This is a genomic window from Microbacterium sp. NPDC086615 (assembly GCF_040686055.1).
GTDB lineage: Bacteria > Actinomycetota > Actinomycetes > Actinomycetales > Microbacteriaceae > Microbacterium.
Map to the genome: position 1 here is coordinate 232163 of NZ_JBFBJJ010000004.1, position 21214 is coordinate 253376.

The window sequence follows — 21214 nt, forward strand, 5'->3', positions numbered from 1 at the left end:
CCGATTCAGCCGCCACCGGCACCGAAACTCCGGAGTTTCGCACGCGGGACGGGGGAAACATCGCCGGATGCCACGGCCCCGGGCCCTCGCGGGGCGCCGAGACCGTGGCATCCGGGCTCGCCGGGTCGTCAGCGCGTCGACCCGAGCCGAGGCGTCAGACAGCGCGGAGCGTCATCGCGCCGTATCGGCAGCGACGAGCTCATCGGCTTCGACTACGGCGGCCGGCGGGACATCGGCACCGGATGCCGTCACCTTGGGCAACCGGCCCATGTCGCGGTGGTGCAGGGTGAAGACGTCGGGCCGGGAGTAGTGCCCCACCGGGTCGGCGGCGTTCTTGGCGGCCAGGATGGCGGAGTAGTCGATGTCGGCGAAGAGGATGCCCTCCTCGTCGGGGGCGAGAGGGTCGGCGAGCGAGCTGCCGTCGGGGCCGAAGATGCGAGCGTAGCCGCCGCCGAGCGGCAGCATGGCGCGCTTGGCCTCGGAGTCGGCGAACAGCTCCTGGGCGGCGGGCCCGACCGTCGCGCAGGGAGCGAGCACGAACGTCTGCCCCTCGACGGCGTACTGCCGTGACGCGCCGACGTTCACCTCGGGCCCGAGGGCGTTGACCGCGCCGCCGAAGATCGAGAAGCTCGGCCATGCCGCGACGTGCAGTTGCTCGTCCTGCGAGAACATCGCGTACTTGGTCAACGGCTGCAGGTGCTCCCAGCAGTTGAGCGATCCGACGCGACCGACCGGGGTGTCGACCACCACGACGTCGGAGCCGTCGCCGTCGCCGAACTGCGTACGTTCGACGTGCGTCGGCTTGAGCTTGCGGCGCGTGCTGAGTGTGCGTCCGTCGGCTCCGATCACCGCCTGCCCCATGTACAGCGAACCGCCCGCGCGCTCGCTGAAGCCGAACGCGAGAGAGATGCCGATCGAACGGGCGATGCCCTCGAGCCGCTGCCACTCCGGGCTGCCGATCTCGATCGAGTTGGCCGCGTAGGGAACGACGAACTGCGACTGCCAGGCGACCGAATCCAGCCACAGGAACCACGGGTAGCCGGGGATCCACACCTCCGGGAACGCGACGATCTCGGCCCCGCCGTGAGAGGCGTCGCGTGCGTAGGACTCCAGCTTGTCGATACCTCCGTCGACGTCATTCCAGACGGGTTCGGCCTGGACGGCGGCGGCGCGGAAGCTCTTGCGATAGTCGGGCATAGCGGCTCCTTCGGGTGAGCGGGGTCGGATGCCCCGCGGTGCCCACACGCTAGGAGCGCGCGGCGTTCGCGCCCCCGACCTCACGCGCACGTCGACCGGCGTTACGCGCACCGGTCAGCGGATGCTCGGGCGACATCCGGCGATCCGCGCACGATGTCCGGCGACGGCGCAAACCGGTGCCCGCGGCGACAGCGGGAGGCGTAGCATCCCCGCATGTCGCCTGTGGCCGTCTCCTCCGTCACGGAGTGGACGCGCGCGTGCAGTGGAGCGTTCGTTCCCTTGCGGGTGCACACGGCGGCATCCGCGTTCCGCGCCAGCCTCTCGCAGGTCCGGCTCGGACCCGCGGTGACGGTCACGCGAGTGGTGAGCGAGGCATCGACCGTGTTTCGCGACGTCGATCTCATTCGACGCCAACCGCGTGACGACGTCCTCATCTCTCTGCACCGCCGCGGGCGCGGATCGATCCGCCAGCATGAGCGCACGGCCGTCCTCGGGAGCGGTTCGGCGGTGATGTACGACGCCGCCTCCCCCTACGTGCTGGCGTTCCCGGGAACGATGAGCGAGGTCGTGCTGCAGCTCCCCCGCCGCACACTCACGAGCACCGGACACACGTTCGCCGGGCTCACGGCGGTGGAGCTGCCGGACTCGGCGCAACTTCGCTCGCTGACGATGCTTGCGGCGTCCGTCGATCGGCCCGGGGGCGACGAAGCGGAGGCCATCGGCGAGGCACTCGTCGGCCTCCTCCGCGCGGTCGTCCGCGGCCGCGACGACGGTTCGCCGGCCGCGGACCCCCGGCTTCTCGCTGAGGGGATCCGACTCTGGATCGACGAGAACGCCGCTGACCCCGATCTCACCCCCGAACGGGTCGCCGCCCACTTCCACATCGCCGTGCGCACCCTGCAGAAACTGTTCGCCGCGGACGGTGAATCACCGGCGGCGTTCATCCGCAGCTGTCGGCTACACCACAGCCGGAGGCTGCTGGTCGGCGGCGCGACCGTGAACGAGGCCGCGCGCCGCAGCGGCTTCCTCGACATCGACAGCTTCACCCGCGCGTTCAAGCGCGAGTTCGCGCAGACGCCGTCGTCGGTGCGCAGCACTGCCCCGTGACGGCGGCGCCACGGGGTCGAGTCTCGTCGCGAGCGCGACTCCTCCGCGCATCAGGTCGAGGCGCTGACTCTCCCTCACGCCGGCTCCCCCTCCGCCGCAGCCTCGACCCGACCCGACCCGATCCGACCCGACCCGACCCGGCCCGGCCGACCCCGCTGACTTGCGCCATATGCGCGGCCGGGAGGCCTCGCAGCGGACATACGGCGCAACTCACCGCCTCGCGCGGCACGACCCCGGGCCCTCTCGGGGCACCGGGGTCGTGGCATCCGGTGTCTTTACGCGTACGGGTTGGCCGTCAGCGTGTACTTCGTCTGCAGGTACTCGTGGATGCCCTCGTCGCCGCCCTCGCGGCCGAGGCCGGACTGCTTCCAGCCGCCGAAGGGCGCGGCGGCGTTGGAGACGACGCCGACGTTGAGGCCCATCATCCCGGTCTCGAGCTTGTCGATCATGCGCTGACCGCGCGCGAGCGACTCGGTGAAGACGTACGAGACGAGGCCGTACTCGGTGTCGTTGGCGATGCGCACGGCGTCGTCCTCGTCGTCGAAGGGGACGATCGCGAGCACGGGTCCGAAGATCTCCTCGCGGAGGATGTCGCTGCCGGGCTGCACGTCCGAGACGACCGTGGGCTCGAAGAACGTGCCGGGGCCGTCGACGGGCGACCCGCCGGTGGTGACGGTGGCGCCGCGCTCGACGGCATCCCCGACGAGGGTCTTTGCCTTGTCGACCGCGCGGTCGTCGATCAGCGGGCCGATCTGCACGCCCTCCTCGGTGCCGCGGCCGATCTTCATACCCTGCACGCGCTCGGTGACCCGGCGGGTGAAATCCTCGACGACGCTGCGCTGCACGATGAAGCGGTTGGCGGCGGTGCACGCCTGGCCGATGTTGCGGAACTTCGCGAGCATCGCTCCGTCGACCGCCTTGTCGAGGTCGGCATCCTCGAAGACGACGAACGGGGCGTTGCCGCCGAGCTCCATCGAGGTGCGGAGCACACCGGGAGCCGCCTGCTGCAGGAGCTTCACACCGACCGGGGTGGAGCCGGTGAACGACAGCTTGCGCAGCCGCGGGTCGGAGATGATGCGCTCCGAGACCGGGCCGGTGTTCGTCGTGGTGACGACGTTGACGACACCGGCCGGGACGCCCGCGTCCTGGAGGATCTGTGCGAAGAACAGCGTGGTGAGAGGGGTGAGGGTCGCCGGCTTGATGACCACCGTGCAGCCGGCGGCGAGCGCGGGGGCGATCTTGCGGGTGGCCATCGCGAGGGGGAAGTTCCACGGGGTGATGAGGTAGCAGGGACCCACCGGGTGATGCGTGACGATCATGCGACCGGTGCCCTCGGGGTTCGCGCCGTAACGGCCCTGCGTGTGCGCAGTGACCTCGCTGAACCAGCGCAGGAACTCCCCGCCGTAGACGACCTCGCCGCGCGCCTCGGCGAGGGGCTTGCCCATCTCGAGCGTCATCAGCAGCGCGATGTCTTCCTTGCGCTCCTGCAGCAGGTCGAAGGCGCGGCGGAGGATCTCGGCCCGCTCCCGCGACGGGGTCGCCGCCCAGGACGGGAACGCGTCGGCCGCGGCATCCATCGCCTTGACGCCGTCATCCACGCTCGCATCGGCGATCTCGATCAGCACGTCGCCGGTCGCCGGGTCGTACACGGCGACGGTCTTGCCGCCCTCGGCCGCGCGCCACTCGCCGTTGATCAACAGGCCGGTGGGTACGGATGCCAGCAGCTCGCTCTCGCGCGAATCGGTCATGGGTCCTCCTGTGTCGGGGCGGGGCGTTCCCGCTCATTCTGGTCAGCGCGCGTCTCGGCGCCGATATACGTGGCGTACAAAGCGAGCGTCCGGGTCGCCGCGGTGGACGGCTGGGGGTGGCGTCGTTGCGGGTGGGTTGGTTTGCGGTGGTGGGGACCTCGTCGCGCGACCCCGACGCCGCCGTGTCACGCATAAACGCCATTCGCTCGCATAAACACGGTGTGCTCGCGTTTCTGCGCGTCGATCGCGTTTATGCGGGGGATGCCACCGCCGCCGGCACGGCCATCACCCCCGCGAGGAACCGCTCGAGTCCCTCCGGCTCCGAGAGCGGCAGCACGTGCGCGACGTACTGGTCGGGACGCACCAGCACCACGGCCCCTTCGGCGCCGATGCCGCGCTCGGCGAAGATGTCGCTGCTCGTCCAGGCCGAGGGGGCGGCGGCGAACACCTTCTCGAGGTCGGTGAGACCGAGCGGTCCCGAGCGGGGGCGGAACAGCGACGGCACGTCGACGACGTCCTCCCATCGACCGGGATAGATCGCCTTCACGTCGAACACCGCGTCGAGGTCGGCTCCGGCGGGGGTGAACCTCTCCACGATGGCCCGCGCCTCCGCCGCCCAGGCGGGCAGGGCCGAGCCCTCGGCATCCGCGAACGCGTAGATCCGCCAGCGGCCGTCGGCCTTCGCGTGGTGCCCGAGGTGCACGGCGTTGCCGTCGCAGACCCGCACGACCTCGACGCTCTTGAAGCGCTTGCCCACGGGGAATCCGGATGCCAGTGCCTCCGTCGCGTCGGCTGCGACGATCTGAGAGGGGGCGTAGTGCGTCATGAAACCCGAGGGGAACTCGGCCGTGGCGAGGTAGTAGGTCGCGAGGTCGTCGGGGTCGGTGATCTCGCTGGGCTTGCGGGCCATGAGCGACGACCATTCGCGATCGAAGTCGATCAGCTGCTGGGCGACCGGGCGGCGCTCCTCGTCGTAGGTACGCAACAGCTCCGCGGGAGCGAGGCCCGTGAGCACGTGGCCGAGCTTCCAACCGAGGTTGAAGCCGTCCTGCATCGAGACGTTCATGCCCTGCCCGGCCTTCGCGCTGTGCGTGTGACACGCGTCACCCGTGAGGAAGACGCGAGGGCTGTCGAGATCGTCGACGAACTGATCGGTCACGCGGTGTCCCACCTCGTAGACGCTGTGCCAGGCGACCTGTTTCACGTCGATCGTGTAGGGATGGAGGATCTCGTTCGCCCGGCGGATGATGTCGTCGATCGGGGTCTGCCGCACGCGACGGTCGTCGTCGGCCGCCACCTCGCCCAGGTCGATGTACATGCGGCTCAGGTATCCGCCCTCGCGCGGGATGTGGAGGATGTTTCCCGCGGCGGCGTTGATCGCGCACTTGATGCGCCAGTCGGGGAAGTCGGTCTCGACGAGCACGTCCATGACGCCCCACGCGTGCTGCGCGGCGGCACCGACGTGCGTGCGCCCGATCGCCTGGCGCACGCCGCTGCGCGCCCCGTCGCAACCGACCACGTAGGTCGCGCGGATGGTCCGCTCCCCCGCGGCATCCCGTACCCGCACCTCGACGTCGTCGTCGTGCACCGTGAGACCGACGAACTCCACGCCGTAGTCGGGCGTGATCCGCGCGGGCCCGTTGGCGGCAGCCTCGGCGAAGTAGTCGAGCACGCGCGCCTGGTTGACGATGAGGTGCGGGAACTCGCTGATCTTGAAGCCGTAGTCCTCGGTGCGGGTCGTGCGGATGATCCGCCGCGGGTCGTCGGGGTCGGGGGCCCAGAAGTTCATCCACCCGATGTTGTACGCCTCGGCGGTGATGCGGTCGGCGAAGCCGAAGGCCTGGAAGGTCTCGACGCTGCGGGGCTGGATGCCGTCCGCCTGCCCGAGCGCGAGTCGTCCGTCGCGCTTCTCGATGAGGCGCGTGGTGAGCTGCGGGAACTGCGACATCTGCGCGGCGAGCAGCATGCCCGCGGGGCCGGAGCCGACGATGAGGACGTCGACGCGGTCGGGCAGGTCGGTCGGGCGGTCGATTCCCGTACCCGCGGCGTTCTGCACGCGCGGATCACCGGAGACGTAGCCGTGGTGGTGGAACTGCATCGTTGCTCCTGACGTCGATGTCGGGCTTGCCCTTCGGGATACTCTGTTCTATATTCGAACACAGCGTTCTTCTATCGAACGAGAGGTTAGCTCGCCCATGCCCGCACGGCAAGATGCGTCGCCCGCATCGCAGACGTTGAGCCGCGGCATCCGGTTGCTCGAAGAGCTCGCCGACGCGCGCGCTCCCCTGTCGATCGACGACCTCGCCGCCCGCGTCGAGCTGCATCGCTCGGTGGCCTACCGCTTGCTCCGCACCCTCGAGGACCACGGGCTCGTGACGAGGGATGCCGCGGGCGCGGTGCGCCTGGGAACGGGTCTCGCCGCTCTTGCCGCGGGCGTCGCCGCCGACCTGCAGGCCGAGGCCCTGCCCGAACTGACCGCGGCCGCGAACGAGCTGGGCATGACGTGCTTCCTCGTCGTGCTCGACCACGACGAATGCGTCACGCTCACCAGCGTCGAGCCGCGACACGCGGTCACCGCCGTGGCGCAGCGGCCAGGGGCTCGGCATCCGGTCACCCGGGGCGCACCCGGCCGGGCGATCCTGGCCCAGCTGCCCCCTCGCCGCTGGCCCGAGGCGGTCGACGCGCGCCTCGCGGCCGAGGTCGCGGACGCCGCGGAGCGCGGGTGGGCGACCAGTCACGACGAGGTGGTGCCGTCGCTGCGCGCGGTGGCCGTGCCGCTCAGCGTGCAGGGTCGCCAACCCGCCGCGGTTGCAGCGGTCTACGTCGCGACCAGCCTCGACGACGCCGCGATCGCCGCGCGCCTGGCATCCGCGGCCGCGGCGGTGCGCGTGGCGCTGTAGCCACGCGCGAGGGGCTGTCGCTCACGCCTCACGCCCGGGGTGCCCCTCGCACGGTTTCGTCCGACGGATGACGTGCGCCGAATGTCCGCCGCGACACCGCGCGCACGAGCATTCGGCGCACGTCAGCGGTCGCGAGGCGGGCGCGACTCGGCGCGAGGCCGCAGCGTTTGCTGCGGCGCTCTGTGTCATCGCTCGGTGATACAGCGATCCGCACGCGCAGTCACTCGGTGTGCGCAGCCAGACAACCCCTGCGACGCGGGGGCGGGTGAGAGTGGATGCCGGAGGCCCACCATGCACGATCACGCACACGCCGTCCCCGACCAGGCGATGGAGAACCCCGACCTCGAGCGCGCGGACGGCGCTCGTCCCGCCGCCCACCCGCTGGATCCACTCAGCGCGGAGGAGATCGAGCGCACGCGCGACGTCCTCGTCGCCGCCGGCCTGCTCGGCGAGACCGTGCGGGTGCCGATGCTGCTGCCGGCGGAACCCGACAAGAAGGCCGTGGCATCGTGGCACCCGGGAGACCCGTTCGACCGACGCGCCGACGTCACGCTGCTCGACACGGCGACCGGCGAGGTGACGGAGGCGATCGTCTCGATCACTGCCGGAGAGGTGGTGCGCAGCCACCGCCACGCCGCCGACACCTCCCCGTACGGGCAACCGCAGTACCTCTTCGAGGAGTACGAGCGCGCCGCCGAACTGGTCAAGGAATCGCCCGAATGGCGGGCTGCGATGGAGCGTCGGGGCCTGGGCGATCGAATCGACCTCGCGTTCTGCACCCCCCTGGCCCCCGGCTTCGTCGGACGCGAGAACGAGGTCGGGCGTCGCGTCATCCGGTCTCTCACGTTCCTCCGCGACAGCGAGGACGATATCGCCTGGGCACACCCCGTCGAGGGGCTCATCGTGCACATCGACCTCACCGCGAACCGTGTGATCGGCATCGAGGACAAGGGCGACACCCCCGTGCCGGCCGGCAGCGGCAGGTACGACCCCGAGGCCACCGGCCCCGCGCGGACGACGCTGAAGCCGATCGAGATCACGCAGCCCGAGGGCCCGAGCTTCCGCGTCGACGGATCGCACGTGCAGTGGGAGAACTGGACGCTGCGCGTCGACTTCAACGCCCGCGAGGGTCTCGTGCTGCACGACGTGCGCTTCGACGATCGCCCGGTGCTGTCGCGTGCGAGCGTGCCCGAGATGGTCGTGCCGTACGGCGACACGAGCAACACGCGATTCTGGATCAGCTACTTCGACGCGGGCGAGTACCTGCTCGGCAAGAACGCGAACCACCTCGAACTCGGATGCGACTGCCTCGGCGTCATCCACTACTTCGACGGACATGTCGCCGACGATCGCGGGCACGCCATGCGCATCCCGAACGCGGTGTGCATGCACGAGGAGGACTACGGCGTGCTGTGGAAGCACACCGAGCCGGGCCCGGTCGGCTCGCATGTACGCCGCTCACGCCGCCTGGTCGTGTCGTACTTCGCGACCATCGGCAACTACGACTACGGCTTCTTCTGGTACTTCTACCTCGACGGCTCGATCCAGGTCGAGGCCAAGGCCACCGGGATCGTGTTCGTCGGCGGCGGCGAGCCCGGCTCGCTCAATCGACACGCGCCCGAGATCGCTCCCGGCGTCTTCGCCCCCGTGCACCAGCACCTGTTCTCGGCGCGCCTCGACATGGCGATCGATGGCGACGAGAACCGCCTGTTCGAGGTCGATGCCGTGCGCATCCCGATGGGCGACGACAACCCGTTCGGCAACGCCTTCACGTGGTCGCACACCCCGCTGCGCACCGAGCAGGAGGCGCAGCGCGAGGCCGACACCTCGGTGGCGCGCGTGTGGGAGGTGCAGTCGACGACCCGCACGAACTATGTCGGCAAGCCCACCGCGTACCACCTGATTCCCGAACCCACCGCCCTGCTGATGGCCGACCCGGCCTCGACCGTCGCCGCCCGCGCCGCTTTCGCGACGAAGCACCTGTGGGGCACCGCCTACGACCCCGAGGAGCGCTGGCCGGCTGGCCGCTACCCCAACGCGCACGCCGGGGGCGCGGGGCTGCCCGCGTACACCGCCGACGACCGGTCGATCGACGGCGCCGACCTCGTGCTCTGGCACACCTTCGGCCTCACGCACGTGCCGCGACCCGAGGACTGGCCGATCATGCCGGTCGACTACGCCGGGTTCTGGCTCAAGCCCTACGGCTTCCTCGACCGCAATCCCGCCCTCGACCTCCCCGAGTCGTCGCAGGCGCACGCGGACGGCGACGACGGGTGCTGTGGCGGAGGCGCGGCCTGCCGCTGCGCGCACTGAGCGGCGGCAAGCCGTGGCGGGCGCCTCTGCCGACCCGACGATGACGGATGCTGCGGAGGATACGCGATGGCGCTGACCGACCGATCCCGGCCCGCCGGATAGGGTGAGCCGGTCCGGGCGCTCCCCCGCGGCATCCGGACACGAAGGAGGACGTCCATGCCCCGACTGGTCGATCACGAAGCCCGCCGACACGAGATCGTACTGGCGACCTGGCGCCTGATCGCCCAGCGCGGCATCGAGGCGACGACCATGCGGGAGCTCGCGCGCGAGCTGGGCCTGGCCAACGGCAGCGTCACGCACTACTTCCCGGACAAGAGCGCGATCCTCACGGCCGCCTTCGCGCACGTCTTCGCCGCGACGAACGCGCGCGTCGCCGCGCACCGCGCCGCGTCCGGGGCGACGGGGCTCGCCGCACTCCGGGCCTTCCTGCTCGAGGCCGCGCCGATCGACGAGGAACGCGCCCTGGAGGCGCGCATCGTGATCGCGTTCCTCGAGTACGCGGCGGCCGACCCCGCGCTGGCCGAGATGTTCCGCGATCTGATGCGCGAATGGCAGCAGGCGTTCGGCGAGATGGTCGCCGAGGCCCGGGCCCAGGGCGAGGTGCGTGACAGCCTCGACGTGCAGGCCGTGAGCGACGCGATCCTGCACGCGGTCAACGGGATGCAGGCCAACGGCATCCTGCTGCCCGAGACCGCGCGCGAGCAGCGCATGCGTGCCACCGTCGACGCGCTCGTCGACATGTTGCGCTGAGGAGTACTCGCGGCCGCCGATACAGAGAGGTAATATTCGGGAAACTTTGGCTCTACAAGCGTCGGATAAAAATGATGCGGGAGCCGAATGTCGAGGGAAACGAGGAGGTCTCCCATGTCGATCGTCATGACCCGACCCGGATCGGGTGTCACCGCCGTCCACGCCGCCGACCTGACCGCGTTCCGCGCGGCGGTCGACGACAGCTTCGTGCCGCTGCACGTCACCGCGGCCGCCCCCGACCGGTTCCGCGGGTCCATCCGCGCGGCCTCGGCCGATGGCATCCACGTCAGTACCGTCGCCGCCTCGCCGCACGTGGTCGAGCGCACGCCCGACCTGATCGCGCGCGCCGACGGCCCCGCGGTCAAGATGAGCCTCATGCTCGCCGGCACCGGCCTGTTGATCCAGGACGGCCGCGAAGCACTCCTGCGACCCGGAGACTTCGCCGTCTACGACACCTCGCGGCCCTACACGCTGTGCTTCAGCGGCGAGTTCCGCACGATCGTCACGATGTTCGCGCCGAGCGCCCTCCCCCTGCCGCCGTCGGCCCTCGCGCAGCTGACGGCCGTGCGCGTGCCCGGCGACGGAGGACTCGGGGGCGTCGTCGCGCCCTTCCTCGCCCAGCTGGGCACGCACCTGGATCAGGTCGCGAGCCCCTCCGGATCGCGGCTCGTTCATACGGCCCTCGATCTGCTGACGACCGTGTACGCGCACGAACTCGGCAGCGATGTCGCCGCGAGCGATCCGCACGCCGCGCTGCGCCGCCGCGTCGAGGAGCACATCGACACGCACCTCGCCTCCCCCGACCTGGGACCCGGAACGATCGCCGCCGCGCACTACATCTCGACGCGGCACCTGCACACGCTCTTCCAGGGGCAGGGCACCACGGTCGCCGCGCTCATCCGCTCACGCCGCCTCGAGCGCTGCCGCCGCGACCTGACGGATCCGCTGCTCGCCGATCAGTCGGTGTCGGCGATCGGTGCCCGGTGGGGGTTTCCGGATGCCGCGCACTTCAGCCGCACGTTCAAGTCGGCGTTCGGCTTCTCGCCGAGCGAGTGCCGCGCGGGGCGTTGACTCACATCCCCGCGTGGTCGAACGCGATCGTCGGAACGTCGACGATGTGCGCCCCGCCGTCGGCGACGATCGTCGCGCCGGTGACGTACGACGACTCACTCGACACGAGGAAGCGCACGACCGCGGCGATCTCGTCGGGCTCGGCGGGGCGGGCCAGGGGCACATCGCGCGTCACCGTCGCGTAGGCCTCCTCGCGGTCGGTCAGCCCCGCCGCCGCGGCGAAGGCGTCCATCTCGTCGTCGGCCATGGGCGTCGCCACCCATCCCGGGCAGACCGTGTTGACCCGCACGCCGTCTCGACCGTAATCACGGGCGAGCGAGCGGGTCAGCCCGATCAGTGCGTGCTTTCCGACGGTATAGCCCGCGACCGAGGGACCGGCCGCGAGGCCCGCGATCGACGACATCACGACCACCCGGCCGCGCGCCGCGACGAGAGCGGGCAGGGCCGCGCGGACCACGACGAACGCCGTGGTGACGTTCGCGCGCAGCGCCGCTTCCCACGCGTCGTCGTCGGTGTCGGCGACGGTCGCGAAGCCGTGCCCGCCGGCGTTGGCGACGACGATGTCGAGCCGCCCGCGCTCCTCGAGGATGCGCGCGATCATGGCCGCCGCGTCGGCGGAGCGCGCGGCGTCCGCGGCGATCGCGGTGCCCCCGATCCCGGCCGCGACGCGCTCGAGGGGTTCGAGGCGCCTGCCCGTCACGACGACGTGCACCCCCTCGCGCGCGAGCCGACGAGCGACCGCCTCGCCGATCCCCGTCCCACCACCGGTCACCAGGGCCACCTGGCCACGCAGGTCTTCGTTCATCGTTCCTCCTCTTTCGCTCACGCGGGAAACCCCGATCGCGCGCTCACACCGAAATCCGACACCCAGGTCGCCGCCGACACCGGACGCAGACGTGGGGATGCCAAGAGCACGATCTGGTCCGCCACCTCGGCCGGCGTCTGCACCGGGTACTCCGCGGCGGCGAAGCCGTTCGGCATCCCGAGATCTCCCCGGCTCATCGGGGTGTCGACGATCGACGGGCACACGGCGTTGACCCGGATCCCCTCGGGGGCGAGCTCCACGGCAGCGGCTCGAGCGAGCTGCAGCAGTGCGGCCTTCGATGCGCCGTAGGGCACCATGCCGGCGGTCGCGACGAGGGCCGAATCGCTCGCGACGACGACGACCGCGGGCGCGTCCGACCGCCGCAGCCACGGCAGCACCGCGCGCAGGGTGAGGAACGCCCCGGTGACGTTGACGGCGAAGACCCGCTCCCAGTCCGCCACGACGGTCTGTTCGAGAGGCGTGCCCACCGGACCCGAGATGCCCGCGGCGAGGACCACCACGTCGATCCCTCCGAGTCCGCGCGCGCACGCGTCGACCGCGGCGGCCACCGCCTCGGCATCCGTGAGGTCGGCGACGGCCGTCGGCGGGACCAGCTCACGCACCCGCGGGTCGACGTCGATCGCGCCCACGCGCGCGCCCTCGGCGGCGAGCGCCTCGACGGCCGCACGACCGATCCCTCCGGCGGCGCCGGTCACGAGGGCGCGGCGCGAAGTCAGCTGAAGGTCCATGCCGCCCATCCTGTGCGGGTCCCGAGGTCTTGGCATCCGTCCCTGCACGGACGCAACAGGCCCCCTCACCCGCGGTCAAGTCCGCAGCTGCCGGGCGGAGCAGGATCGCTGCAGCGGGCACCGACGCCCGCCCGGAACCCGAACCGAAGGACTCGCCATGACCGACCCGACTTCCGCCGGCTCCTCCACCGCCTTGCAGCGCGGCGCGCTCGGTGTCGCCGGCATCGTCTTCCTCGTTCTCGCCGCCGTCGCGCCGCTGACCGGCATCGTCGTCGTCGCGTCGCTGGCGATCGCGCTCGGCAACGGCGGCGGCACGCCCGCGTCGTTCCTCATCATCGCGGCGATCCTGCTGCTCTTCGCCGTCGGCTACGGGCAGATGTCGAAGCAGCTGGTGAACGCGGGCGGGTTCTACGCCTTCGTCGTCAAGGGCCTGGGGCGCACCGGCGGCCTCATCGCGGGACTGATCGCCACGCTCGGCTACAACTTCTTCGTCGTCGGCACGATCGGCACGAGCGGCTTCTTCATGCAGTCGATCATCGCGGGGCTCACGGGCTTCGACCTGCACTGGTACGTGTGGGGGCTGCTCTCGATCATCGTGTGCTTCGTCATGGCTCGGACGGGCGTCGACTTCTCGTCGAAGGTGCTCGGGGTCGCGCTCGTGCTCGAGGTGCTGATGCTCGTGGTGTTCGACGTGTCCGTCCTCGTCCAGACCGGCTTCGATCTCGGCGCCTTCTCGCCCGAGGCCGTCTTCTCGGGATCGCTCCCGATCGGCCTGCTGCTCGCGGCGACCGGCTTCCTCGGGTTCGAGGCGACCGCGCTCTTCGGCGAAGAGGCGCGCAACCCGCTCAAGACCATCCCCCGTGCGACCTACACCGCGATCATCGCCATCGGCGTGATCCTCGGCGTCACCACCTGGGCCGTCGTCAGCGCGACCGGCGTCGCTCAGGCCCAGGGCACCGCCCAGGAGCACCTCGCGACCGGCGACCTCATCTTCAGCCTCGCGGCGACCTACCTGGGCCCGCAGCTGACGGTCGTCATGGAGATCCTGCTCCTGGTGAGCCTGTTCGCCGCGATGCTCGCGTTCCACAACTCGGCGACCCGCTACCTCTACGCCCTCGGCCGCGCTCGAGTGCTGCCCTTCGCCCTCGCCCGCACCCGCTCGTCGGGCGCCCCGCAGCTCGCGGGCATCGTCCAGGCCGGTTTCGCGGCGATCGTCGCGGGGATCTTCGCCCTCGCCGGTCTCGACCCGATCCTCAACCTCGTGCCCGCGATGCTCGGCTTCGGAACCCTCGCCGTGATCGTGCTGCAGGCGCTCGCGGCCCTGTCGATCGTGGTGTTCTTCCGCCGCCGCGGCGACCGCCGCTGGTGGAGCACGCTGATCGCGCCGGGTATCGGCTTCGTCGCCCTGTCGGTGATCGTGGTGCTGGCCGTGGCGAACTTCGACATCGTCGCGGGCTCGAGCGAACCCGCGATCCGCCTGATGCCTCTGCTGCTCGTGCTCGCGGTCATCGGCGGCATCGGGTACGCCGCGTTCCTGCGTCGTCGCAAGCCCGCCGTCTACGCCGGACTCTCCGACGACCTCGAGGCCTTCAACGTGGCCTCCGCCGACAAGGGCAAAGACCCGGTCCCCGGACTCTGATTCCGGATGCCGCACCCCGGCGGGTCCTTCCACGTACGCCCCGCCCGGCCGACGCGCCGCGTGGCGTGGGGCCGTGGCATCCATCCCCTTCCTCCCCTCCCTCCAGAGAAAGAGATCGCATGACGACCGACACCCTGAACCTGTCCGACACGCGCACCTGGCTGCCGCTCGACGGGCTCGCTCCCGGCTTCGACGCCGCCAAGGCCGACCTGACCGACGCCCTCGCCGGGCGCACCTTCACCACCGTCGACGACGAGGGCGCGCGCACGGCGTACCGCTTCGACGCGGATGCCGTGGAGTGGACCGACGGTACCGAGACCGGACGCGACACCGTCGAGGTCATCGAGGTGGACGAGGACCTCTATTACGCGCAGTACACCCCCTCGGCGCACCCCGACGAAGCCGTGACGCTGATCCTCGACCTGCGCAGCGGATACGCACTGACCGTGGTCAGCACCCTCGGCACCGCCGCCCCCGGGCGCACCGCGGTGCAGATGAGCTTCGCACCCGCGCGCATCGAGGAGCTCGACCAGCAGGGAGAGGCCCCGGCGCCCACCGACGAGCTGATCGGCCGCCGCGTGCTGTGGGTGTACTCGACCGTGCACGCGTACGAGCACGTGTACCTCTCGCCGCACTGGTACTCGTGGCACTGCCTCGCCGGCCCCGAGCAGGGCCTTGCCGACACCGACGAGAACACGGTGTGGCGTGTGCGGCCCGGCATCTACGTGTTCACCTGGCGCGAGAAGGTCATCCCGTGCGGCTCGGTCACGATCGCGGACCACCGCGACCAGAAGGCCCTGCGCGCCCACGGGGTGCTGTTCGGCACCGACGAGTCGGGCTCGGGTGCCACGCACTTCACCTTCGGCGCGCACGGACGCCTGCTGTCGAACACGGTTCACCCGCTCGAGTACGACCCGGCGCGTCCGCTGGAGCGCTGAGCCGGGAGTCGCCGGGAGCCGCGTCCCTCCGGGGGCGCGGCTCTTTCGCGTGCCGGGGGGCTCGTGACGAGCCCGGGGACCGCCCGCGACGAGCAGAGGGCCAGGGGCGAGCGGAGGACAACCCGCGCCGCTTCGGTCCTCCCTCCACCCCCCACCCTCCGCCCGCCACAGCACCGGCTCTGAAGCACACGAAAGCCGCGCCCCCGAGGGAGCGCGGCTTCGCGAGGAACGGGCTTCAGGCGGCCAACGCCACCAACCTCTGCGCGCGCGCCGTCGCCAACCGCACCCGCAGCACGTGCGTCAGAGCGCTGAGGCCGATCGCCGCGACGAGCGCGAGGCCGCTGGCCACCGCCTGCCAGAACGTCGTGACGCCCAGCAGGACCAGCGAGTTGTTCAGCGCGCCGTAGAACAGCACCCCGACGACGACGCCGAAGATCGTGCCCTCTCCTCCCGTGAGCGCGACACCGCCGAGCAGCACCGCCGTGAGCACGATGAGCTCGAAACCGGCGCCCAGCTGCCCGGCCGGAGCGCTGTTGAGGCGGGCCGCGACGATCGTGCCGGCAAAGCCCGACATCGCCCCCGACAGCACGAACAGCGCGAACGGCAGTCGGCGCACCGGCACGCCCGACAGGTATGCCGCCTGCCGGTTGACGCCGACGGCGTACACGTGACGGCCGGTGGGAGTGAGCGAGAGGAAGATCCCCGCGGCGATCAGCAGCAGCGCCGCGATCCACACCGACAGGGGAACACCCGCGACCGTCCCGACGCCGAGCAGGCCGAACTGGTCGCCGAAGTTGTTGCGCGGCGTGGGACTGATGAGCTGCGCCACCCCGCGCACCGCGGTGAGCGTGCCGAGAGTGGTGATGAACGAGTTCAGGCCCAACACCGTGACGATCACGGCGTTCACGAGCCCGACCACCGCTCCGGCGAGGATCGCGAGCACGATCGCGACCGCCGGTTGTCCGGCTCCCTTGTCCATGACGAGGGATGCCACGACCCCGCCGAGAGCGAGACTCGAGCCCACGGAGAGGTCGATGTATCCGGCGATGAGCAGCATCGCGACGGGGATGGCGACGATCGCGATCACGGCGCTGTCCTGCAGGATGCCGCGGATGTTCTGCCATCCGAAGAAGGAGTCGGTCGCGATCTGCACGCCGATGACCAGGACGATCAGCACGATGAGCAGCGGGGTGCGCACGACGCCTTCGACGGCGGCGCGGATGAAGCGGTTCTCTGTGACGGGTCGGGGCGTCACGGACGAGTCAGTCACGATCGGGTTCCTTCGATGAGTTCGGCGGGGGCGGCCGGGGCGGTGTGGACGGCGGAGAGCAGACCGTCGGCCGTGGTGTGGGCGACGTCGACCTCGTCGATGACGGCACCCTTCGCGAAGATGAGGCAGCGGTGAGCGAGATCGACGACCTCTTCGGGTTCGTTCGTGGCGACGATCACGCCGATGCCCTTCTCGGCGGCCAGCGTCTTGATCGCGTCGTAGATGTCTTTGCGGGCACCGACGTCGACGCCCTGCGTCGGATCGTCGAGCAGGATCACCCGGGTGCGTGCCGCGTCGTTGACCCAGCGCCCGAGCAGGATCTTCTGTTGGTTGCCGCCGCTGAACCGACCGGCCGGGAGGTCGGCCGCGCGCGGACGCAGAGCGAGCGTGTCGGCCACACGGTCGAACACTGCGCGCTCCGCCTTCAGCGAGCGCAGTCCCCACGACCCGAGCCGGCGCATCGCGTCGATCACGGTGTTGTCCTGCGCGGGGAGGGCGGCGAACAGTCCCTCGCGCGCACGGTCCGCCGGCACCAGGGCGATCCCGGCGCGCAGCCCCTGCGCGGGTGAACCGGTCTCCCGGGGCACGCCGTCGACGGCGAGCGTGCCGCCCGAGCGCGGGATGCGCCCGAAGATCGTGCTGAGAAAACGCGTGCGCCCCGATCCGACGAGGCCGTAGCAGGCGACGATCTCGCCCGGCGCGACCGCGAGATCGACCGGACGAAGGCCCGGAGCCGTGAGTCCCCGGACCTCGAGCACCGGGGTCTCGCCCGTGCGGGGAGGAGCGGGGCGGTCGTTCGTGGCCCCGTGTCCGTCGCTGATGGCCGCGACCAGCGACTCGCGGCTGATCGCCGCGCCTTCGGCGGACCACACGGCGCGGCCGTTGCGCATGACGGTCGCCGCATCCGCCAGGGCGAGCACCTCGCCCAGCAGGTGCGTGACGTAGAGGATCGCGATCCCGCGGCCGGCGAGGTCACGGACGAGCTCGCCCAGACGCGCCGCTTCCGCCCGTGACAGAGCGGCGGTCGGCTCGTCGAACACGATGAGCCGCGCATCGCGACGCACGACCTTCGCGATCTCGACGAGCTGGCGCTGCCCGATGGGCAGGGTCGCGACCTTCACGTCGGGGTCGATGCCGGTGGCACCGACGGCGTCGAGAGCCTCGCGGGCGAGACGGCGCTGCGCACCGCGGCGGATGAGCCCCGCGGCGGTGAGCTCTTGACCGATGAAGAGGTTCTCGGCCACCGTCATGTTCTCGAGCAGGCTCAGGTGCTGGTAGATCACCGCCACCCCCGCCGCGATCGAGGTCCGCGGGGTCAGGGAGTCGTGGGCGACGCCCCCGATCTCGATGGTGCCGGAGGTCGGGGCGACGCCGCCGCCGAGGCAGGCGATGAGCGTGGATTTTCCGGCGCCGTTGTGGCCGAGGAGCGCGTGGATGCGCCCGCCGGGGATGTCGAGGGTGACGTCGTCGAGAGCGAGGGTGGCCCCGTACCGCTTCGTCAGACCGCGCACGGTGACAGACATGACTGGTTCCGATCTCGTCGAGGGCGAAGGAGGGGGTGGGGCGGGGTCGACCCGCCCCACCGGGCGTCAGCCGCCGAGCTCGGTGATGTAGCTCGACAGGTCGGGGTCGGAGACCGTGACCACCTTCACGGGGAGGTCGACGCTGGCATCCGTCTTCCCCTCGCCGAGGGCGATGGGGATGTCGATGACGTTGTCGACGAGGTCCTTCAGCGAGAAGTACGTGGCGGCGCGGAAGAAGTTCCCGTCCCGCATCTTCTGCAGCAGGAACAGGTTGGGGTCGAGGCCGCCGACGTAGGTCTTCGGGTCGTTCTCGGCGCGACCCGAGGCGACGAGCGCCTGGTACGCCCCCTGCGCCGCGTCGCCGACCGCCGAGACGACGACATTGGCGTTCGGGTGCTGCGCGAGGAGCGTCGTCGTGACGGACAGTCCGTCGTCGGGGGTCACCGCCTGCTGCTCACCGACGATTTGGAGGTCGGGGCCGGTTTCCTTGAGGCCGTCGAGCAGACCCTTCGTGCGCTCCTGGCCGATCTGCCGCTCCGTCTCGCTGAGAACGATGACCTCGGCGTTCGGGCCCACGTTCTTCAGCGCCCACTCCGCGGCGTCCTTCCCCAGGTCGTAGCCCGACTGGTAGAAGCTGAACTGCAGGGTGGCGTCTTGGTTGGTCATGTCGCCGCCGTACGTGACCCAGTACTTGCCCGCGGCCCGGTACTGCTGCGCGACCGACTCGAGGCTGGCGGGGTCGACGGGGAAAGAGACGACGGCGTCGACGTCGCTGCCGAGGTTCGACGTGAGCTGGCTGACCTGCTTCTGCAGGTCCATCTCGTCGTTGGTGAAGCTCACCTCGACCCCCTTCTCTGCTGCGCGGGCCTCCACGATGCCGGTGATGGCTCCGTAGACCGGCAGCGCGGTGAAGGGGTAGTCGAACAGGATCTTCTTGACGGGGCCGCGCTCGGCGGGAGCGGTGGCCGCGCTCCCGGCGTCGTCGGCGGCGGTCGTGCTGCAGGCCGAGAGGGCGAGGCCGACGATGGCGACCGAGGCCATCGCGGTCAGGCGGAGACTGCGCTTCATGATGCTCCTAGCGGTGAGGTGATGCGGGTGACGGGTGCTGTCGTGCGGGTGGTGCAGGGGGGAAAGCCTGGGGACGAGCGCGGGTGCCGGAACGCGGATGCCGGATCTCAGGGCGTCCACACGCGTCGACCCGAGAACCAGGTCTCGACCGCGCGGGTGCGGACCACCTGCTCGATGTCGACGGCGAACGGGTCTTGATCGAGGACGACGAAGTCGGCCGACTTGCCGGGGGTGAGCGAACCGGTGACGTCGCCCAGCCCCATCGCCGTGGCGGCATTGATCGTGAACACCTCGAACGCCTCGTCGAGGGTCAGCGCCTGCTCCGGCCACAGCGTGCCGGGCGCTCGACCGAGGGGGTCGGCTCGGGTCACGAGCCCCTGGATGCCCTCCCACGGGTTGGGCGAGACGCTGACGGGCCAGTCCGAACCTCCCGCGACGAGCACGCCGCGGTCGACCAGGTCGCGGTTGGGCTGGACCTGCGAGGCCTCGGGTTGGGGACGCACCTGGGCGATGGCATCCGGGATCACGCCGGGGAACCACAGGAACGGCGAGATATCGGCCGAGACGTCGAGGTCGACGAAGCGCTGCCGGTCGTCGGGGTGGATGAATTGGCCGTGGGCGATCTGGTAGCGCGTGCTCGAGTCACCCGTGGAGCGCACCACCGCGATCGCGTCGAGCGCGACGCGGACGGCGGCGTCTCCCGTGCAGTGGATCTTGGCCCCGAGCCCCTGCGCCGCCGTGCGGGTGAGCCACGCGGTCAGCTCGTCGGGGGCCATCGTGGTGACTCCGCAGTGCGCGTGTCCGTGATCGGCGCTCGGCAGGTAGGGGGTGAGGAACGCGCCCGTGTGGGTGGGCGGCACGCCGTCGAGCGCGACCTTGACGAAGTCGGGGCGGTGGTGCGGGGTGCGGAACTCCTCGCGCCGCGCGACGAGCTCGTCGCCCACGGGCGTGTTCGCGAAGAGGAACTCGCTGGACAGCAGCGACGAAACGACCCACGCGTGCAGATCGCCGGTGTCGTCGAGGTCGCGCAGCGCTCCCATGATCTCGACGGTGGCGGCGGCATCCTGGAACGCGGTGATCCCGAACGAGTGCAGGATCTCGATCGCGCGGGCACTCGCGCGGCGGTAACGCTCGGGGGTGCGGGCGAGACTGCGATCGAGCGCCTCGGTCACCGGGAGCGTCGCGGACTCCATGAGCAGTCCGGTCGGCTCCCCCGTCTCGGCGTCGCGCACGATGTGCCCCTGCGCGGGGTCGGGAGTATCGGAACGGATGCCGGCTGCCGCCAGCGCCGCGGAGTTCGCGAAGCGGTTGTGGTGGCTGTCGTCGGTCAGCACGACCGGGCGTCCACCAGCCGCCTCGTCGAAGCGCGCGCGGGTCTCGGAGCGAGAGAAGTCGTCGAGCAGAACGCTGCCGAACGCCTCGCCCACGACCCATTCGTCGGGGCCCAGTCCGGCGGCGTAGGCGCGGACGGCGGCGAGCACCTCGTCGAGTCCCGCGGTGGGAGGGAAGGCGAGCTGGAAGAGATCGGCCTCGCCGGCCATGAGGTGGTGGTTGTGCACGTCGACGAGACCCGGGACGACGGTTGCGCCGTCGAGGTCGCGGATCTCGGTCGCGGGCCCCGCGATGGCGAGCACCTCGTCGTCCGTGCCCACGGCGAGCAGACGCCCATCGGCCACGGCGAGCGCCGTCGCGGTCGGGCGGGAGCGGTCGGCGGTGTGCACCACGGCACCCCGCAGGATGAGGTCGGCGACGGTCATGGGGTCTCCCGGGGATTCGGCGAGGTCGGTGGACGACCCCGGTACGGCGGAGCGACGGAGGGTGGAGCGGGTTTCGCCGGGCGCGGGTCCCGGGGAGCGGCGGAGCGACGGAGCGACGGCGTGCGGGGTGGAGCAGCGGTGCGGAACGAGCCGTGGTTCCGGACCGGCTGAGGACATCCTCCGCGCATCCGAGCCGCTCGACTTGACCACGGATGCCGCCGCGTTGACGACGGACGCACGACCCGCGCCGGAACCGCTCGGCGATCACGGCTGCACCCCGGCATAAACGCGATCCGCTCGCAGAAACACGCTGTGCACGTGTTTCCATGAGCGGATCGCGTTTATGCGGGGTCGAGGCCGGGGCGGGTCGGGCGGCTGT

16 protein-coding genes are annotated in these 21214 nt (G+C 71.0%); 7 read left to right on the forward strand and 9 right to left on the reverse strand.

All coding sequences use genetic code 11. The features are described from left to right. Nucleotides 1-171: 171 nt before the first annotated feature. Nucleotides 172-1197 (reverse strand): carbon-nitrogen hydrolase family protein, encoded by a 1026-nt coding sequence (locus AB0O24_RS06530; RefSeq protein ID WP_363373473.1) that lies wholly within the window; start codon nt 1195-1197, stop codon nt 172-174. A 213-nt stretch (nt 1198-1410) separates the two neighbouring features. Between AB0O24_RS06530 and AB0O24_RS06535 the strand changes: the two genes are divergently transcribed. Further along, the gene (locus tag AB0O24_RS06535; protein WP_363373476.1) at nt 1411-2304 is read left to right on the forward strand and encodes a helix-turn-helix domain-containing protein; all 894 of its coding nucleotides are present in this window, start codon (nt 1411-1413) and stop codon (nt 2302-2304) included. Between the two features lie 275 nt (nt 2305-2579). Here the strand turns inward: AB0O24_RS06535 and AB0O24_RS06540 are convergent, their stop codons facing one another. After that, nucleotides 2580-4052 carry an NAD-dependent succinate-semialdehyde dehydrogenase gene (locus AB0O24_RS06540; protein WP_363373479.1) on the reverse strand — a complete coding sequence of 491 codons (1473 nt, stop codon included), beginning with the start codon at nt 4050-4052 and terminating at the stop codon, nt 2580-2582. A 250-nt stretch (nt 4053-4302) separates the two neighbouring features. Then, nucleotides 4303-6150 (reverse strand): FAD-dependent monooxygenase, encoded by a 1848-nt coding sequence (locus tag AB0O24_RS06545; RefSeq protein WP_363373481.1) that lies wholly within the window; start codon nt 6148-6150, stop codon nt 4303-4305. 97 nt (nt 6151-6247) lie between these two features. Here AB0O24_RS06545 and AB0O24_RS06550 point away from each other — a divergent pair, with 97 nt between their 5' ends. The 4 genes from AB0O24_RS06550 to AB0O24_RS06565 all read left to right on the forward strand — a co-directional run bounded on the left by AB0O24_RS06550 (nt 6248) and on the right by AB0O24_RS06565 (nt 11086). Next, nucleotides 6248-6952: a helix-turn-helix domain-containing protein gene (locus AB0O24_RS06550; RefSeq protein WP_307382418.1), complete on the forward strand. Its 705-nt coding sequence runs from the start codon at nt 6248-6250 to the stop codon at nt 6950-6952. A gap of 291 nt (nt 6953-7243) precedes the next feature. Next, entirely contained in the window at nt 7244-9265 is a 2022-nt protein-coding gene (locus tag AB0O24_RS06555; RefSeq protein WP_363373484.1) for a primary-amine oxidase, read from the forward strand. Between the two features lie 156 nt (nt 9266-9421). Further along, on the forward strand, nt 9422-10015 hold the full coding sequence (locus tag AB0O24_RS06560; RefSeq protein ID WP_275796923.1) for a TetR/AcrR family transcriptional regulator: 594 nt from the start codon (nt 9422-9424) through the stop codon (nt 10013-10015). 114 nt (nt 10016-10129) lie between these two features. Next, nucleotides 10130-11086, forward strand: a complete 957-nt coding sequence (locus AB0O24_RS06565; RefSeq protein ID WP_363373487.1) for a helix-turn-helix domain-containing protein — start codon at nt 10130-10132, stop codon at nt 11084-11086. A 1-nt stretch (nt 11087) separates the two neighbouring features. Here AB0O24_RS06565 and AB0O24_RS06570 read toward each other — a convergent pair whose 3' ends face one another. Together AB0O24_RS06570 and AB0O24_RS06575 are read right to left on the reverse strand one after the other, a co-directional pair. After that, nucleotides 11088-11891, reverse strand: a complete 804-nt coding sequence (locus tag AB0O24_RS06570; RefSeq protein ID WP_363373489.1) for an SDR family NAD(P)-dependent oxidoreductase — start codon at nt 11889-11891, stop codon at nt 11088-11090. A 17-nt stretch (nt 11892-11908) separates the two neighbouring features. Continuing rightward, the gene (locus tag AB0O24_RS06575) at nt 11909-12640 is read right to left on the reverse strand and encodes an SDR family oxidoreductase (RefSeq protein WP_363373492.1); all 732 of its coding nucleotides are present in this window, start codon (nt 12638-12640) and stop codon (nt 11909-11911) included. A gap of 157 nt (nt 12641-12797) precedes the next feature. On the opposite strand from AB0O24_RS06575, the gene AB0O24_RS06580 reads away from it, so the two are divergent. Further along, complete coding sequence (locus AB0O24_RS06580; RefSeq protein ID WP_363373495.1) at nt 12798-14279, forward strand: APC family permease; 1482 nt, start codon at nt 12798-12800, stop codon at nt 14277-14279. Between the two features lie 119 nt (nt 14280-14398). Further along, a complete protein-coding gene (locus AB0O24_RS06585; protein ID WP_363373497.1) occupies nt 14399-15217 on the forward strand; it encodes a molybdenum cofactor biosynthesis F family protein in 819 nt (272 codons plus the stop codon). A 235-nt stretch (nt 15218-15452) separates the two neighbouring features. On the opposite strand, the gene AB0O24_RS06590 is transcribed toward AB0O24_RS06585, so the two are convergent. The 4 genes from AB0O24_RS06590 to AB0O24_RS06605 all read right to left on the reverse strand — a co-directional run bounded on the left by AB0O24_RS06590 (nt 15453) and on the right by AB0O24_RS06605 (nt 20835). Then, nucleotides 15453-16487, reverse strand: coding sequence for an ABC transporter permease (locus AB0O24_RS06590; protein ID WP_307382432.1), 1035 nt, complete (start codon nt 16485-16487; stop codon nt 15453-15455). After that, on the reverse strand, nt 16484-18010 hold the full coding sequence (locus tag AB0O24_RS06595) for a sugar ABC transporter ATP-binding protein (RefSeq protein WP_275796938.1): 1527 nt from the start codon (nt 18008-18010) through the stop codon (nt 16484-16486). The genes AB0O24_RS06590 and AB0O24_RS06595 overlap by 4 nt, the downstream gene beginning before the upstream one ends. 66 nt (nt 18011-18076) lie before the next feature. Beyond that, nucleotides 18077-19078 (reverse strand): sugar ABC transporter substrate-binding protein, encoded by a 1002-nt coding sequence (locus AB0O24_RS06600; RefSeq protein WP_307382436.1) that lies wholly within the window; start codon nt 19076-19078, stop codon nt 18077-18079. Between the two features lie 107 nt (nt 19079-19185). Continuing rightward, nucleotides 19186-20835: an amidohydrolase gene (locus AB0O24_RS06605; protein ID WP_363373500.1), complete on the reverse strand. Its 1650-nt coding sequence runs from the start codon at nt 20833-20835 to the stop codon at nt 19186-19188. Nucleotides 20836-21214: the final 379 nt, after the last annotated feature.